Origin of the sequence: Acinetobacter sp. YH12235, assembly GCF_013417705.1 — a bacterium.
Lineage (GTDB): Bacteria > Pseudomonadota > Gammaproteobacteria > Pseudomonadales > Moraxellaceae > Acinetobacter.
This window is the reverse complement of the sequence record NZ_VPDL01000020.1, coordinates 19,095-36,235: the sequence shown is the minus strand read 5'-3', so window position 1 is coordinate 36,235 and position 17,141 is coordinate 19,095. Positions and strand designations below refer to the sequence as shown.

The following is a 17,141-nucleotide window of genomic DNA, read 5'->3' as shown; positions in this document are numbered from 1 at the left end:
AAAGTTTAAAAAACAATCACTGCATTTTTTATTAAAATATTGAATATTTCAACAACTTATAATATTCATATTTTATTTCTATGAAAGCAGTATTTTTATTAATTTTTATCTATAAATCAGAGCCAAACTGAAGTCTGGCTCTGAATTCTTTTTAGCCAATTCGACGTTTTAGTCCTGTCATCTGTAAGACACGCGTTGAGATTTCTTCAATCGACATTTCCGAAACATTCAGGTACTTTATCCCTTCCGAAATATAGATGCCTTCAATTGCACGCAGTTCCATCTGACACTGGCTAAAGCTGGCATAACGGCTGTTGGCCTTACGTTCTGTACGAATTGCAACCAGACGTTCTGCATCAATCATCAAGCCAAAAAGCTTGTTTTTATGCGGTCTTAGCACTGCTGGCAGGCGGTTATCGTCCAGATCTTCTTCAGTTAGCGGATAGTTCGCTACACGAATTCCAAATTGCAGAGACAAATAAATTGAGGTTGGAGTCTTACCGGAACGCGATACGCCAATCAGGATCAGATCAGCCTTATCATAGTGACGCGTACGCGCACCATCATCATTGTCGAGCGCAAAATGTACGGCATCAATACGTGCCTTATAAGACTCAGAATCGGTCACCGCATGGGTCTGACCGACTAAAGTCGTAGGTTCAGTACCAAGCTCTTCTGATAATTTACTGATAAGCCCTTCAAAAACATCAAGATTTACTGCATTTGCAGTATTAATAATTTCACGCACATAGGGATCCACCAACGTATCGAAAACCAAAGGTTTTTGACCGTCTTTTTGGGCACGTTCATTGATCTCTGTGACCACATTCATGGCCGCTTCTTCAGAGCTAATATAAGGGATAATATGAATGTCAAAATCCACATGCGGAAACTGCGCTAACAGTGAGTGGCCAAGGGTTTCAGCAGTAATGGCAGTACCATCGGAAATAAAAAACACACTCCGCTGAATTTGTTTACCTTCTGACATTAAAATTCTCCTCAAACATTTGTCTTAGTACTATATAATCTTTATAGTAAACCGATCTTACATGACTGTCGCTTAGTAAAATCAAAAACCTAGAAGATTTGCTATACTCTCATGCCAAGATAGTGATTAATACTGCAAAAGTGGAGTAACAACTTTGGAAGCGCGCGTAATTGGTCTAGAAAAATTAGGGAAGCACGATGTTGAGCTTGTAGGTGGGAAAAACTCATCTCTGGGCGAAATGATCAGCCACTTATCTAATGCTGGTGTATCAGTACCAGGTGGCTTCGCAACAACAGCTGCTGCTTATCGTGAATTTCTCGAGCAAAGTGGCCTAAACGCTAAAATCAATGCAGAGCTTGCTGCACTTAACGTTGATGACGTCAATGCACTTGCTGAAACTGGTGCAAAGATTCGTCAATGGATTGTGGAAACTCCACTTACTGCTGAACTGGAAAAGGAAATTCGTGCAGCTTTTGCAGAACTTTCAAACGGCAACCCTGACATCGCGGTTGCCGTTCGTTCATCTGCGACTGCAGAAGACTTACCTGATGCTTCTTTCGCAGGTCAGCAAGAAACCTTCCTGAACATTCGTGGTATCGATAACGTTCTGATCGCGATCAAAGAAGTGTTTGCATCTTTGTACAATGACCGCGCGATCTCTTACCGTGTACACCAAAACTTTGCGCATGACGTGGTTGCTCTTTCTGCAGGCGTACAACGTATGGTTCGCTCAGAAACTGGTGCTGCTGGTGTAATGTTCACTCTAGATACTGAATCAGGCTTCCGTGATGCAGTATTCATTACAGCTTCTTATGGCTTGGGTGAAATGGTAGTTCAGGGTGCAGTAAACCCGGATGAATTCTATATTTCAAAACCGCTTCTAAATGCAGGCAAACACGCTGTACTGCGCCGTAACTTAGGTTCTAAACACCAGAAAATGATTTATGGTGAAGAAGCCGCTGCGGGTAAATCAGTTGTTGTAGTTGATGTAGAAAAAGCGGATCGTCAACAATTTGCATTGAACGATCATGAACTGCAAGAATTGGCTAAGCAAGCACTGATCATTGAAAACCACTACGGTTCTCCAATGGACATCGAGTGGGCGAAAGACGGTGATGACGGCAAAATCTACATCGTTCAGGCGCGTCCTGAAACTGTGAAGAGCCGTGAAAATGTCGGCACGATGGAACGCTACCTGTTAAAACAACGTGGTACTGTAATCTGTGAAGGCCGTTCAATTGGTCAACGTATCGGTTCTGGTAAAGTCCGCATCGTAACTTCAATTAAAGAAATGGACAAAGTACAAGACGGTGATGTACTTGTATCTGATATGACTGACCCGGATTGGGAACCAGTAATGAAACGTGCTGCTGCGATTGTAACTAACCGTGGTGGTCGTACTTGTCACGCTGCGATCATCGCACGTGAACTTGGGGTTCCAGCTATCGTAGGTTGTGGTAATGCAACCGAAGTCCTGGTTGACGGTCAGGAAGTGACTGTATCTTGTGCTGAAGGTGATACTGGTTTCATCTACGAAGGTGCGCTTGATTTCGAAATCCAAACCAACTCTATCGAATCTATGCCAAAACTTCCGTTCAAAATCATGATGAACGTAGGTAACCCGGATCGTGCATTTGACTTCGCGCAAATTCCGAACGAAGGTATTGGTCTTGCTCGGCTAGAGTTCATCATCAACCGTATGATCGGTGTGCATCCTAAAGCATTATTGAACATCGATAGTCTGCCACGTGAAACTCGTGCTGCTGTACTTGCTCGTACTGCAGGTTATGCATCTCCAATCGAATTCTATGTAGAAAAACTGGTTGAAGGTATCTCTACTCTTGCTGCTGCGTTCGCTGACAAACCAGTGATCGTACGTATGTCTGACTTCAAGTCAAACGAATACGCTAACCTGATCGGCGGTAAACTGTACGAACCTGAAGAAGAAAACCCAATGTTGGGCTTCCGTGGTGCAAGTCGTTATGTATCTGACAACTTCCGTGACTGCTTCGAACTTGAATGCCGTGCACTGAAAAAAGTTCGTGACGAAATGGGTCTGACTAACGTTCAAATCATGATCCCGTTCGTACGTACTGTTGCTGAAGCTAAACGTGTTATTGAGCTATTAGGTCAAAACGGTCTGAAACGTGGTGAAAATGGTCTTAAAGTGATCATGATGTGTGAATTGCCAACTAACGCTTTGTTAGCTGAACAGTTCCTTGAACACTTCGATGGTTTCTCTATCGGTTCAAATGACTTGACTCAGTTAACGCTTGGTCTTGACCGTGACTCTGGTATCGTTTCTCACCTATTTGATGAACGTGATCCAGCAGTAAAAGCGCTTCTTTCTATGGCCATCCATGCTTGCCGTAAAGCCGGTAAATATGTAGGTATCTGTGGCCAAGGTCCTTCTGACCACCCAGATCTTGCACAATGGCTGATGGAACAAGGTATTGAATCTGTATCTCTTAACCCAGACTCAGTATTGGATACCTGGTTCTTCCTATCTGAAGAGAAAGCTCAAAAAGCTTAATTAACTCTTTAAAAAAAGACCCTTTCATAGGGTCTTTTTTTATGTTCTCAATATTACCTAGATATTAGACCTCTTGCGAAAGTATTATTTTTGACTATTTTAGACTTTGATATTTATTTAAAAATCAACGTTTATCACTGATTAAATTTTGACTAACGCAAGAGGTCTATTATCTTAATTATATTTATAGTTAAGTGATTAATTATATGTTTTTTGATTTAACAGAAATCAAATTATTTATATAAGCATAAGCTTCTTAGTGCAATGACAAACAAACACCAACAAACATCATGATAAAAAATTGCATAATTAAATTTAAGTGAATTTTCACATCTTGATAGCAAAATCATCAATCCTTGCTACACTGTCTCAATTATGGAGGAATTTGGTGATGAACATTCTTGAAAATCCTAAACTTATCCATATATTACACTTATATTCTTTTATTTGTTTTCAGCCTGAAAATACTTAAACTCCTAGTTCAATTTTTGTCTAAATTTATATTTTTGAGATTCAGTTTATATGCAGATTTACTTGGCACGAAATAATCAACAAGCTGGCCCATATACGCTCGAGCAATTAAATCAGATGCTTGCCAACCAACAGGTACTTCTGACTGATTTGGCTTGGCATCAAGGTATGACCGAATGGAAAGCTTTAGGTGAACTCACCCAAGGGAAACTGATCTATCAGCCTGAAGGCTATGTAGCACCAGAAATGCCAGCGACACCTGCCTATCAGGCTCCACAGAACGCAAATGAGTTAAGTACAGACCATCTTCGTGCCCGCAGCTCTCAAAATGTTGCAGCAAAAAAAGAACTGGCGAGTATTCCAAGCCGTATTTTAGCCAAGATTGTGGATCTGCTTTTATGGCTGCCTGCGACGTTTATTTTGACCGCATTTTTTACTCCTGAACAGGAAACCCAATTCGCACAACTGAACCAGGAATTTATGAATGTGATGTTAAGTAGTGATGCTGACCCTGCTTTGGCACAGCAGCTACAGACTCAGATGTTTGACATGTTTTCACAGCAGGCATGGATTGCGACTGCAATTTACCTGGTGATCATGCTCGCTATTCAGGCTTTTCTGATTGCCAAATCGGGTCAAAGTATCGGTAAAAAACTGACTAAAATTAAGATCGTAGATGCTGAGACTGGTGAAAAAACCAGCTTGATGCGTGCCTTCACTATTCGCAGTGTGTTCTTTATTTTCCTGAATATTATCTTCATGCCACTCAGCACAATCATTGACTGGGCGTTCGGTTTAGGGCAAAAACGTCAAACCGTGCACGATAAACTGGCAAAAACTCAAGTCGTTAAACAATAATTAGTTATGCCATAAAATGGGATGTTTTGGCATCCCATTTTCCTACATAACTTTGAAATTACAATAAAATTCCTATAAATATTCTTGAAACTCGACCGACAAAATCGGTTTTTATTACAGTCATTTAAAGCACCTTTATATATAGCTTAGTTTGGCAATATCAGGCATAATGCCCTACAACGTAGCGGTGTATTATGATTAGAAGGGTGTTTTGTAAAAAAACGGCCTCTTTTATCATGCGACACTTTAATCGCTATCCCATATTAAATTAGGGAATGGGACTCTTCACCGAGGTTGTAAAATGAGACAAACGATTTTAGCTGTATTGTCTTTATCAACGATGGCTGCACTTTTAACAGGGTGTGGTGGTGATCTAGTACTTCTGAACTCTAAGGGTCCAGTTGCTGAAGGCCAAAGTAGCCTGATGATGACTGCGATTTACTTAATGCTATTGGTGGTAATTCCATCAATTATCATGGCATTATGGTTCGGTTGGAAATATCGCGCATCGAATAAAGACGCAGACTATAAACCTACATGGGCACACTCTACTGCGATTGAAATTGTAGTTTGGGGTATCCCTGTCATTATTATTGGTATTTTAGCTTGGTTAACTTGGTGGGGTTCCCACAAGTACGACCCATACCGCCCACTTGAGGCAGATAAAGCACCATTAACAGTTCAGGTTATTGCTGAACAGTTCAAATGGATCTTCATCTACCCAGAACAAAACATTGCGACTGTAAACGAAATTCGCTTCCCAGAGAAAACTCCGGTAAGTCTTCGTTTGACTTCTAACTTCACGATGAACTCATTCTTCATCCCTGCGTTAAGTGGTCAGATCTATGCAATGGCGGGTATGCAAACTCACCTGAACTTAATGGCAGACGAAACTAGCCCAGCTGAAGGCTACCGCGGTTTCTCTTCTAACTATTCAGGCTATGGCTTCTCACAAATGCGCTTCCGTGCACATGCTGTGACTGATGCTCAGTTTGCTGAATGGGTAGCTGCAGTTAAAGCAGGTAACGGTACTTCAGTAAATCCAGAAGCAGTTCAAAAAACTGTTTTAGACCAAGCTGAATTTGCAAGCTTGCGTGACGGTAACCGTGGTAAACACCAAATCGAAGCGATTATTGCAAAAGCTACGACTCCTGAAGAGAAGGCTGCTGCTGAAGCAATGAAGCCTTACCCAACTAAGCCACATCCAGTGACTTACTACTCTTCTGTTGAGCAAGGTTTGTTTGAATCTGTGATCAATAACTACATGAGTAACTATCACGGTGCTGATCACTCAGCGTCTTCTGTTGCTCACCAGGAAGCAGCTGCTTCTGAAGCACATGTAGATGTTGAACATGCGACTGCTTCTCAAGGAGAATAATTCATGAGCTTCTTAGGTAAGTTAGGTCCAGATGCAATTCCGTACGATCCAATCGTACTGGTAACTGTTGCAATGATGATCTTAGGTGGTATCGCAGTTGTTGCAGGTATTACCTACTTCAAAAAATGGGGCTACCTGTGGAACGAATGGTTCACATCTGTAGACCATAAAAAAATTGGTATCATGTATATCTTTGTATCAGTGATCATGCTGGTACGTGGTTTCGCCGATGCGATTATGATGCGTCTTCAGCAGTTCCTTGCAAAAGGTGGCGGCGAAGGCTACTTGCACCCAGAACACTATGACCAGATCTTCACCGCACACGGTGTGATCATGATCTTCTTCGTGGCAATGGGTCTTGTTGTTGGCTTAATGAACATCTCTGTACCGCTTCAAATCGGTGCACGTGACGTTGCATTCCCATTATTGAACTCTTTAAGCTTCTGGCTGTTCGCTGGTGCTGCGGGTCTGATGATGGCTTCACTTGCGATTGGTGAATTCGCTGCGACTGGTTGGATGGCTTATCCTCCACTATCAGGCATTGAATACTCTCCTGGCGTCGGTGTGGATTACTACATCTGGGCACTGCAGATTTCAGGTCTGGGTACGCTATTAACGGGTGTTAACTTCTTCGTTACCATCATCAAAATGCGTGCGCCTGGCATGAAACTGATGGAAATGCCAATCTTTACCTGGACATCTTTATGTACAGCAGTATTGATTATCGCAGCATTCCCAGTGTTGACTGCTACTATTGCAATGCTGTCTCTTGACCGTTACTTCGGCTTCCACTTCTTCACAAACGAGCTAGGCGGTAGCCCAATGCTTTATGTGAACTTGATTTGGACTTGGGGTCACCCAGAAGTATACATTCTGGTATTGCCAGCATTTGGTATTTACTCTGAAGTTGTATCGACTTTCGCTCGTAAAGCATTGTTCGGTTATAAATCAATGGTGTATGCAACAGTTGCAATTACAGTATTGTCATTCGTTGTATGGGTTCACCACTTCTTTACCATGGGTGCAGGTGCCAACGTTAACGCGTTCTTCGGTATCATGACCATGATTATTGCGATTCCTACTGGTGTGAAAATCTTCTCTTGGTTGTTCACCATGTACAAGGGTCGTATCGTTTACACTACCCCAATGCTATGGACACTTGGCTTCCTTGTGACTTTTGGTATCGGTGGTTTAACAGGTGTATTGATGGCAGTTCCACCAGCGGACTTCCTGGTACATAACTCTTTATTCCTGATCGCTCACTTCCATAACGTAATTATTGGTGGTGTAGTATTCGCGATGTTCGCGGGTATCATCTTCTACTGGCCGAAAATGTTTGGTTGGAGACTGAATGAGACTTGGGGTAAAGCAGCATTCTGGTTCTGGTTCTTCGGTTTCTACTTTGCATTCATGCCACTTTATATCCTTGGTTTCATGGGTATGACTCGTCGTCTGAATACATTTGATAACCCAGACTGGGATCCGTATGTAAACATCGCAATGTTCGGTGCAGTTCTTGTAGCACTTGGTATTGTATGTTTCATCATGCAAATCGTTGTTGGTTTCCTACAACGCGATCAACGTCTAGATTTGACTGGCGATCCATGGGATGGTCGTACACTTGAATGGTCTACATCTTCTCCTGCTCCGTTCTATAACTTTGCTCATCTTCCAAAGATCAATGGTATTGATACTTTCTGGGTCGAGAAAGAAAACGGTGTTGCTTATGCAAAACCTACGAAGTACGAAGATATCCATATGCCGACTAACCGTGCTGCTGGTTTCATTATCGCAATGTTCATTACTGTTATGGGCTTCGCGTTAATCTGGCACATCTGGTGGTTAGTAGCGGTTACTTTCGTAGCAGCTATCATCAGCTTCATCGTGTCTTCTTTCACCAAGAAAGTGGATTACTATGTTCCTGCTGCTGAAGTTGAGCGTATTGAAGGTGAACGTTATGCGATCCTTGAAAAACACTTGAAGAAGGACTAAGACCATGGCTGAAGTACTTCATCACGATAACCACGGACACGATGAGCATCATCATCACGATGATACTGACATCACTGTCTTTGGTTTCTGGACTTACTTGATGAGTGACCTTATCCTTTTCGGTACACTCTTCATTGCATTCGCTGTTTTAAGTAGCCACGTTCCATTAGGCACTCCAAGCGCGCGTGATCTGTTTGGTGATTCATTAGGCTTCGTTTTAACTGAAACGTTTGCCCTTTTGATCTCTTCCGTAACTTTTGGTTTTGCCGTTCTAGCTGCCTACAAGAAAAACGTTAGTCAGGTTCTTACCTGGTTAGCGATCACTTGGTTATTTGGTGCTGCCTTCATCGGTATGGAACTTTATGAGTTCAATCATTTAGTTCATGCTGGTCATGGCCCTAGCACTTCTGCGTTCCTGTCTTCGTTCTTTACGCTGGTAGGTACGCACGGTATCCACGTGACTTCAGGTTTGGTATGGATGATCGTGTTAATGATTCAAATCAAGAAATATGGTTTGACTCTGCCTAACACTCGTCGTCTTGCGTGCCTAAGCTTGTTCTGGCACTTCCTTGACATCGTATGGATCTGTGTATTCAGCGTAGTTTACTTGATGGGAGTTCTATAATGAGTCATGATCATAACGCTGCTGGCGAATCACACGGTAACATGAAGCAATATACTGTTGGCTTCATCCTGTCTGTTGTCCTTACTGTAATTCCATTCGGTATGGTCATGGCAGGTGGTTTTAGCCGCGGTATCTTGATTACTGCTATTGCAATTACTGCAGTCGCTCAGATTCTTGTGCAATTAATTTACTTCTTGCACATGAACTCTTCTTCAGAGCAACGCTGGAACGTAATTGCATTTGTGTATACCATCTTAACCATCGCTATTCTTTTAGTGGGTTCTGTATGGATCATGAACTACCTACACTACAACATGATGATCTAAACTGGTTGTCATGCTGAAAAAGTATTTATTCCTGACTAAGCCAGGAATTCTCTTCGGTAACTTTGTTACCACTTTGGGTGGCTACTTCGTAGCCACTCAAGGTTCTGTAGATTTCCTTCTCCTGCTTCTTACTCTTATTGGTACTACTCTCGTAGTGGCATCAGGATGCGTGGTCAATAACGTTATTGATCAGGACATCGACCAAAAAATGCAGCGCACACAAAATCGCGCACTTGTCAAAAAAACTATTTCTGTACCTGTTGCTCTCACCTTTGCTTTTGTACTGGGTGTGATCGGTTTTGGCATTTTATGGTTCTGGGTAAATGCATACGCTTTCCTATTCGCAGTTATTGGTTTTGTCGTATACGTTGGTTTTTACAGCTTATGGACAAAACGAACAACTATTCACCAAACACTGGTAGGCAGTATTTCTGGTGCAGCACCGCCTGTGATCGGTTATACCGCAGTTGCAAGCCAGTTTGACCTGGGTGCCCTTTTAATTTTTCTAGGGTATGCACTCTGGCAAATGCCCCATTCATGGGGAATTGCAGTCTATCGTTTTGAAGATTACAAAAATGCAGGCATTCCAATTCTGCCTGTCGCCCGTTCAATTCGACGTACCAAGATCGAATCTTTGATCTACGTGATATTGTTCGGAATTACCATGAATGCTTTATTTGTTTATGGTTATGCAAACTGGATCTATCTGGTGGTATTAAATCTGATGACGCTTTACTGGATCTATCTCAGTATTCAGGGCTTTAAAGCTGAAGATAATCAGGCATGGGCAAAACAGTATTTCATGTTCTCGGTCAAACTAATTACCGTGATCAGTATTATTTTCAGTTTTACTTCTACTGCCCCGCAGAATCCAATCATATTCTTTTAAGAAGATAGAGTTTTACTCTATCTTTTTTATTTCTCCTGCTAAATACCTAATTCCTTTCAAGCTTACTTAAAGTAACTGTGTTTCTTCTAGAAATTTCCCTCTTGTAAATTTTTATTTGCTTCCATACCTACTTAAACATTCATCATCTGGCAAGATTTGCTTGTATTTCAGCCCCAAAACCACTAAACTTCACGCTTCGCATATTATGCGACACAACCAAGGTTGTGACTCCTTGCTTCAATTTCACTTAAATTGGGGCTGTTTAAACCGTAAGGAGCTGACAATGCGTCACTACGAAATCGTACTATTGGTACATCCAGACCAAAGCGATCAAGTTGTGGGTATGGTAGAACGTTACCTGACTCACATCAAAGAAGCTGAAGGTCAAATCCACCGTCTTGAAGACTGGGGCCGTCGTCAATTGGCTTACCCAATCAACAAGATCCACAAAGCTCACTACATTCTGATGAATGTTGAGTGTGGTCAAACTACTCTTGATGAGCTAGAAGAATTGTTCCGTTATAACGATGCAATCATTCGTAGCCTTATCATCCGTCGTGAAAACGCTATCACTGAAGAGTCACTATTGGCTAAGAGTGCTGAAGAAAAACGTGCGCGTAAAGCTCAACGTGAAGAAGCACAACAAGCTCAAGACTCTGCTGAAGCATAAGGAGAACCTAACATGGCACGTTTTTACCGTCGTCGCAAGTTCTGCCGCTTTACAGCTGAGAACGTTACGTACATCGACTACAAAGATATCGACACTTTAAAACAGTACATCACTGAAAACGGCAAGATTGTTCCTAGCCGTATTACAGGTACTAAAGCTCGTTACCAACGTCAGCTAGCACTTGCTATCAAACAAGCTCGCTACTTGTCTTTGATCCCTTACACTGACAATCATAAGTGAGGTTGAGCTGTGGATATTATCTTATTACAACGCATTAAAAACCTTGGTAAACTTGGTGATAAAGTTTCAGTTAAAGCTGGTTACGGCCGTAACTACTTGATCCCTCAAGGTAAAGCAGTTGCAGCTACTGAAGCTAACACTGCTGCTTTTGAAGCTCGTCGTGCTGAACTTGAGAAACAAGAAGCTGAAGTATTAGCTGCTGCTCAAGCACGTGCTGACCAATTGAACGAAGTAAACATCGTAATCACTGCGAAAGCTGGTGATGAAGGTAAACTGTTCGGTTCAATCGGTACTCGTGACATCGCTGACGCGTTGACAAATGCTGGTCTTACAGTTGACCGTGCTGAAGTTCGTCTTCCAAATGGCGCACTTCGCAACACTGGTGAATTCAACATCGCAATCCAATTGCACCATGATGTTGCTGCAGAAGTTCTGGTTACTATCGTAGCTGAGTAATTTCTCACCGAAAAAAGGGCATGCTTTGGCATGCTCTTTTTTTATCTCTAAAAAATATAATCTGCTCAACAGTAGAAAATTCAATTTATTCTTCGCGTTCACAAAAAATTGCACTTCGCATTTTGGATCAGACCGCGTATCATTTCATCTCGTAGTGAATAAACCTTATTCATCTCCGACAATATTTAACCATTGTATTTAAAATCAGGGATTTATATGTCACAGGCGAATGCCAGCAAAAAGGCACCTACCGCTAAACCAGAAATTGTTGCTGATACCCAACTTAAGGAGTTCCGTACTCCCCCGCACAATTTAGCGATTGAACAGGCTGTACTTGCTGCCCTTATGACTGTGGCTGAATCTTTTGAACAAGTCGGCGATGTACTTACCGAAAATGATTTTTATGCGACCCGGCATAAATATATCTTCCGTGCCATTGAACAGCTTTCTAAAGAAAACTCGCCTTATGATGCAGTACTGGTTCATGACTGGCTGATCAAGCAGAACTTACTCGATGCGGTCGGTGGTGAAGAATATTTAATGCAGCTGATGGCTGATTCGCCTTCGAGTTTCTATAACCTGGAAACCTATGCCGGAAAAATTAAAGAGTTCTCTACTTTACGTAGCATGATCAAGGTCAGCTCTGAAATTTTACAGAATGCCTATGACACTAAAGGCCGTCCGGTGAGTGAAATTCTGGATCTGGCTGAAACTAATATTTTCTCGATTGCCGAACAACATAATAACAATGCCAAGGCTCAAGGTCCAAAAGCGATTAATACCGTTGTAGCTGACGTGTTCGACAAGTTGAATGAACTGTCCCAATTAGAAGGTTCAATTACCGGTCTGACCACCGGTTTCGTGGAACTAGACAACAAAACTTCCGGTATGCAGGCCGGCGATTTAATTATTGTCGCAGCCCGTCCCTCTATGGGTAAAACCACCTTTGCCATGAACCTGGTCGAAAGTGTGCTGTTTAACAACAACCTTCCTGCGCTGGTCTATTCGATGGAAATGCCAGCGGATTCGATTGCGATGCGTTTGATTTCCTCTTTCGGCCGTGTACATCAAGGTCACTTACGTGCTGGTAAAATGGACAGCGATGAATGGTCAAAAGTGACTAGTACCATTGTGCATTTACAGGAAAAGCATCTTTATATCGATGATTCCTCTGCACTACCACCGACTGAGGTTCGTGCGCGTGCGCGTCGTATTGCCAAAATGCATGGCGGTAAGCTCGGTTGTATCATGGTCGATTATCTTCAATTGATGAAAGTACCGGGTATGGGTGATAACCGTGTAGGCGAGATCTCGGAAATTTCTCGAAGCTTAAAAGCCTTGGCCAAAGAGATGCAATGTCCAGTCATTGCCTTATCACAGTTGAACCGTTCTCTAGAAAACCGTCCCAACAAACGCCCGGTGATGTCTGACCTTCGTGAATCTGGTGCGATCGAACAGGATGCCGACTTGATCATGTTTATTTACCGTGACGAGGTTTATAACAAGGAATCGAAAGAAGCCGGCACTGCCGAGATTATTATCGGTAAACAGCGTAATGGTCCAATTGGTACCGTACGTCTGGCATTTGAAGGTCAATATACCCGTTTCAGTAACCTCTCTCCTGAGTTCTATGCCCAGTATGATGATGAAGAGTAAGTATTCAAGTTTGATCTGAGTGTAGAAAAGAGGCCGAAATGGTCTCTTTTTTATTTAGAATGCTTGCTGTGCATGAAATTATATAAATGAGCATGTCCATTTATAGTAGATAGGTCTACAATATTCACAATTTTGAAATGACCGCTTTTGTTTTCACAATCCTGTTATTTCTCTCCCTGTTTTGTGTGTTCCACACGATATTATTTTTGTCATCCCGCAGGAGTATCTAGGGTGCGCCAAGCTACAGTTTATATTGACAGTGAAGCACTGCAATATAATTTAAACCGTGTCAAACAACTTGCCCCAACCGCTAAAATCGTCAGCATGGTCAAAGCCAATGCTTACGGACATGGAATTAAAGACTGCTTAGCAGCCTTAAAAGATAGTGATGCCTTTGGTGTCGCCTGTCTGGAAGAAGCCCTGGAAATTCGTGAACTCGGCTACCAGCAACCCATTACCCTAATCGAAGGCATTTTCTCTGCAGATGAAATGCAGGTTGTGATCGATCAGAATATTGAAGTCATTGTGCATCATCAGCCACAACTGGACTGGTTACTGGCAAATAAAGAAGCCTATATTGCGAAAGGCCTAAAAGTTTGGGTAAAACTCAACAGCGGTATGAACCGTCTTGGTTTTAAAATTGATGTGATTAAAGATGTGATCAATCAATTAAAAGCAGAAGGTTTTACCTGCGTGCTGGCGATGCACTTTGCCAATGCTGATGCGGAACATCCTCTCAATGAACAGCAAATCCAGCAGTTCTTGGAAGTGAAGAATGACTGCGCACCTTTAATGGGTTCTTGCTGTAACTCAGCTGCGATCTATAAATATCCAGAATTGCATTTTGACTTTGTTCGTCCGGGCATCATGCTCTACGGCGCGACTCCATTTGCAGACAAGACTGTACATGATCTAGATCTAAAACCAGTCATGACTTTTACCGCTGAAGTGATTGCATTGAATAATATCAAACCTGGTGAACATGTCGGTTATGGTTCAACTTTTACTGCTGACAAAGACATGACCTTGGCCATTGTTTCTATCGGTTATGGTGACGGTTATCCACGTGCTTTCCCAAAACAGAACCATGTAGCGATTAATGGTCAGCAAACCCGTGTGATTGGCCGTGTGGCAATGGACATGATTGCCATTGATGCAACTGGTCTCAATCTGGAATTGGGTACTGAAGTCGAACTATGGGGCAAATCCCGTCTGGTCGATGATGTGGCTGAAGCCAATGGCACCATTGGTTATGAATTGCTTTGCCGTATGTCTGCCCGCCCGGTACGCAAACTAGTTTAAAGAAAAACTATTTAAAAATAAAAAAGCCCAACTCATGTTGGGCTTTTTTATATTGTCAGCATTCAAGCTGATTTTTGCTCTTCATTTTCGATTAATGACAGTTCAAATAATAAAGCATCTACTTGTTCCTGGTTAAAATCATTAGGCGTAAAAACCTCAAATCCCATTTCTTGGCAGAATTGTTGAATAGAACTACGTTTAGAAATATATTTCATTGACCAGTCGCCAAAAGTACGCTGCTCAATCTCTTTGGTTTCAAATAGTTTAATATTTTTATGGCGTGGATCTTTAGACAGTCTCTCTGTCAGTAAAGCTTTTAAAACCAGACATTCCCCTTCCAGGCACTGGAAAAAATGTCCATCAGCAAAATAAAGCACCCCTGTTATTTGATTAGAATGATTAAAATCATGTGCTTCTTTAAGGATATCCGTTAAATCTTGAAGTAAGTCGGCTTTGGACGAGGTACTTTCACTGGCGTAACAAAATTGGTACATGCGGCTAACCTCTATTCTTATCTATGCAATATCGTATAGAAGTTAGCACTGTACACTAAGCAGTCAATTTTTACTAATTCTTATAAGAAAAACTTATTTTTATTTCTATAAATATTATAAGAAATAATCATTCGATGGGGTGGGTAATTCAGCCAGGCCTTTCTTTAAAGTTTCTGACCATTGCCGACTGATATCCGTAAAATATTCATCGTCTTCAGCAATACGTTTACCTTTCGGCATCATTAAGCTGTCTTTTTTATAGACAAGTACATCCAGTGGCATACCGACAGATACATTTGAACGTAAGGTAGAAGCAAAAGAAATCAAAGAACAACGTAATGCTTCATCGAGTGGCATATCATAGGTCAAGGCACGATCCAGAATCGGCTTACCGTATTTGCTTTCACCAATCTGGAAATATGGCGTATCTCGTGTCGCGCAAATAAAATTGCCTTGCGGGTAGATATGATAGAGCTGCATTTCCTGATTTTTAATCTGGCCGCCGACCAGGAAATTACAATAGTAAGTACTTTGTTCTAAACTATCATCCGTGACATTGGCAATCACTTTTTTGAGTGTATTACCCACCAGTTCCGCAACATCAAACATGGTCGGTAAACTCAGGATATTCGGTTCCTGCCTGAGTTCCAGCTGATTTCTGATATGTCCGATTACCGCCTGTGTTGTTGCCAGGTTTCCGGAAGCCTGGAGTACGATAACGCGCTCCCCATCTACCCCAAAGGTATATAATTTTCGAAATACCGAAATGTGATCCACACCAGCATTGGTACGTGTATCACTGATAAATAGCATACCTTGCTCTAAACGAAGGGCACAACAATACGTCATTTTTTGTCCTTATTAATGAATTAACATCCTAGTACCTGGACGATGGAATACATGGATTCCACACCGCCTTCTTCTCTTACACCACGTACTGGTGCAACATCCCAATAGTCGCGCCCCACCGCAACATAGACATGCGCACTAGGCGTAAATAACAGGTTACTCACATCAAAACAGTACCATGCCTGTTCAATAAATACCTCAGCCCAAGCATGACTCGCCAGATGTGAGGCATTCTGTGCATAAAGATAACCTGATATATAACGTGATGGTAAACCTAAATGTTTACACATGGCGATAAAAATATGACTGTGATCCTGACAGACGCCCTGACGTGCTTCAAAAGCATCAATAGCAGACCCCTGTACCGTAGTACTATTTGATATATAAGGAACGTGTTCGAGTACGGCTTGAGCCAAGCCGATTAAATGTTTACGAGTTAATGCTGGAACATGACGATCTGCAAAATCCTTCATCTCTGCATTGCATTTTGTTGCTTCAGTCGGCTGTAAAAATAGATATGGATTTAAGGAATCATTTAAGCCCTGCTCATGCGCGAGATTTAGCTCAACGATGCCTTGTGCCATGATCATCAGGCTATGATAGGATTCACGCTGTGTACTGGTCATCCAGAGATTTTTAAAGGCATCATGCCGAATCACTTTCTGACCCGGTACACTGACATCCCAATAATGCACCTTCTGATGTTCATTGGTGGAAGGCATCATTTTGATGTACTGAATACTGTTCCTCACCTCGGCTGTGTACGTGTATTGCGTTTGGTGATTCACCATCAATTTCATACATCAGCCTCGAACAAGCGATGAATATGATCACTAAACTGGTAAAACTGCTTCAGATCAGGTGCGGCACGTAACTGTGTCCAGTATTGTTTTACACTGCCCCAACCAATCTCACAGAGTGTATCCACAATATAATCGATTTTACATAAGGTACGGGTAGTATCCTCACCGAGACGTAACTGCTGATCTAGCTGTTCCAAACATTGGCCCAGACTGAAAAATAGAAATACATCTGATGATTCTGCTTCTAGAATTTCGGCACAATCTGTCACGACATCGCAGATATAACCGGCATTCTGATCCGCAGTTTTAATCAGTTTCAGTAGTTCGGAATAGGCTTTGCCAGACAATACACCGCGTAATTCCTGAATATTGTCTTTTGCCACCTGAAACTGTTGGGTAAATGAAGTCGGTTGGGTACTATCCAGAACCAGCTCATTTAATGAACTGGCATCAAACGCAGGCAAACAGAAAGCATGTGCATAAGCCACAGCGGCTTCATCATCTAAAAATGGAAAATGCGAACATAAAAACTGGGTACGAGATAAATAACGGCCTAACCAAAAAATATGTTGCGCATTGGTATTTAACAAAACCATGACGTTATCCTTCTT

General features: G+C 42.0%; 17 protein-coding genes. 12 read left to right on the top strand and 5 right to left on the bottom strand.

The genetic code is table 11. From position 1 onward, the window contains the following. Nucleotides 1-151: 151 nt before the first annotated feature. Nucleotides 152-988: a pyruvate, water dikinase regulatory protein gene (locus FTV13_RS11110; protein ID WP_166134959.1), complete on the bottom strand. Its 837-nt coding sequence runs from the start codon at nt 986-988 to the stop codon at nt 152-154. A 154-nt stretch (nt 989-1,142) separates the two neighbouring features. Here FTV13_RS11110 and ppsA point away from each other — a divergent pair, with 154 nt between their 5' ends. The 12 genes from ppsA to alr all read left to right on the top strand — a co-directional run bounded on the left by ppsA (nt 1,143) and on the right by alr (nt 14,384). Then, entirely contained in the window at nt 1,143-3,521 is a 2,379-nt protein-coding gene (gene ppsA, locus FTV13_RS11105) for a phosphoenolpyruvate synthase (RefSeq protein WP_004783865.1), read from the top strand. A 522-nt stretch (nt 3,522-4,043) separates the two neighbouring features. Continuing rightward, nucleotides 4,044-4,850, top strand: coding sequence for an RDD family protein (locus FTV13_RS11100; RefSeq protein WP_179992467.1), 807 nt, complete (start codon nt 4,044-4,046; stop codon nt 4,848-4,850). Between the two features lie 301 nt (nt 4,851-5,151). Beyond that, complete coding sequence (gene cyoA, locus FTV13_RS11095; protein ID WP_005236020.1) at nt 5,152-6,228, top strand: ubiquinol oxidase subunit II; 1,077 nt, start codon at nt 5,152-5,154, stop codon at nt 6,226-6,228. A 3-nt stretch (nt 6,229-6,231) separates the two neighbouring features. Beyond that, nucleotides 6,232-8,220, top strand: coding sequence for a cytochrome o ubiquinol oxidase subunit I (gene cyoB, locus FTV13_RS11090; protein WP_179992466.1), 1,989 nt, complete (start codon nt 6,232-6,234; stop codon nt 8,218-8,220). Nucleotides 8,221-8,224: 4 nt separating this feature from the next. Next, complete coding sequence (gene cyoC, locus FTV13_RS11085) at nt 8,225-8,845, top strand: cytochrome o ubiquinol oxidase subunit III (protein WP_166134969.1); 621 nt, start codon at nt 8,225-8,227, stop codon at nt 8,843-8,845. Next, entirely contained in the window at nt 8,842-9,171 is a 330-nt protein-coding gene (locus FTV13_RS11080; protein WP_171064814.1) for a cytochrome o ubiquinol oxidase subunit IV, read from the top strand. Before cyoC ends, FTV13_RS11080 begins: the two co-directional genes overlap by 4 nt. A gap of 10 nt (nt 9,172-9,181) precedes the next feature. Beyond that, nucleotides 9,182-10,060: a heme o synthase gene (gene cyoE / locus FTV13_RS11075; protein WP_179992465.1), complete on the top strand. Its 879-nt coding sequence runs from the start codon at nt 9,182-9,184 to the stop codon at nt 10,058-10,060. A 283-nt stretch (nt 10,061-10,343) separates the two neighbouring features. Next, nucleotides 10,344-10,730: a 30S ribosomal protein S6 gene (gene rpsF, locus FTV13_RS11070; RefSeq protein ID WP_004696436.1), complete on the top strand. Its 387-nt coding sequence runs from the start codon at nt 10,344-10,346 to the stop codon at nt 10,728-10,730. A 12-nt stretch (nt 10,731-10,742) separates the two neighbouring features. Further along, nucleotides 10,743-10,970 (top strand): 30S ribosomal protein S18, encoded by a 228-nt coding sequence (gene rpsR / locus FTV13_RS11065; protein WP_004278792.1) that lies wholly within the window; start codon nt 10,743-10,745, stop codon nt 10,968-10,970. Between the two features lie 9 nt (nt 10,971-10,979). Then, nucleotides 10,980-11,426, top strand: coding sequence for a 50S ribosomal protein L9 (gene rplI, locus FTV13_RS11060; protein WP_004783880.1), 447 nt, complete (start codon nt 10,980-10,982; stop codon nt 11,424-11,426). Between the two features lie 216 nt (nt 11,427-11,642). After that, the gene (gene dnaB, locus FTV13_RS11055; protein ID WP_004783882.1) at nt 11,643-13,082 is read left to right on the top strand and encodes a replicative DNA helicase; all 1,440 of its coding nucleotides are present in this window, start codon (nt 11,643-11,645) and stop codon (nt 13,080-13,082) included. Nucleotides 13,083-13,313: 231 nt separating this feature from the next. Further along, entirely contained in the window at nt 13,314-14,384 is a 1,071-nt protein-coding gene (alr, locus tag FTV13_RS11050; RefSeq protein ID WP_179992464.1) for an alanine racemase, read from the top strand. Between the two features lie 62 nt (nt 14,385-14,446). Here the strand turns inward: alr and FTV13_RS11045 are convergent, their stop codons facing one another. The 4 genes from FTV13_RS11045 to FTV13_RS11030 all read right to left on the bottom strand — a co-directional run bounded on the left by FTV13_RS11045 (nt 14,447) and on the right by FTV13_RS11030 (nt 17,126). After that, nucleotides 14,447-14,878: a BLUF domain-containing protein gene (locus FTV13_RS11045; RefSeq protein WP_179992463.1), complete on the bottom strand. Its 432-nt coding sequence runs from the start codon at nt 14,876-14,878 to the stop codon at nt 14,447-14,449. Nucleotides 14,879-14,992: 114 nt separating this feature from the next. Further along, entirely contained in the window at nt 14,993-15,727 is a 735-nt protein-coding gene (locus tag FTV13_RS11040) for a proteasome-type protease (RefSeq protein ID WP_004783888.1), read from the bottom strand. A 20-nt stretch (nt 15,728-15,747) separates the two neighbouring features. Further along, the gene (locus tag FTV13_RS11035) at nt 15,748-16,527 is read right to left on the bottom strand and encodes a transglutaminase family protein (RefSeq protein ID WP_179992462.1); all 780 of its coding nucleotides are present in this window, start codon (nt 16,525-16,527) and stop codon (nt 15,748-15,750) included. Next, nucleotides 16,524-17,126 (bottom strand): alpha-E domain-containing protein, encoded by a 603-nt coding sequence (locus tag FTV13_RS11030; RefSeq protein ID WP_004783892.1) that lies wholly within the window; start codon nt 17,124-17,126, stop codon nt 16,524-16,526. Before FTV13_RS11030 ends, FTV13_RS11035 begins: the two co-directional genes overlap by 4 nt. Nucleotides 17,127-17,141 lie beyond the last annotated feature (15 nt).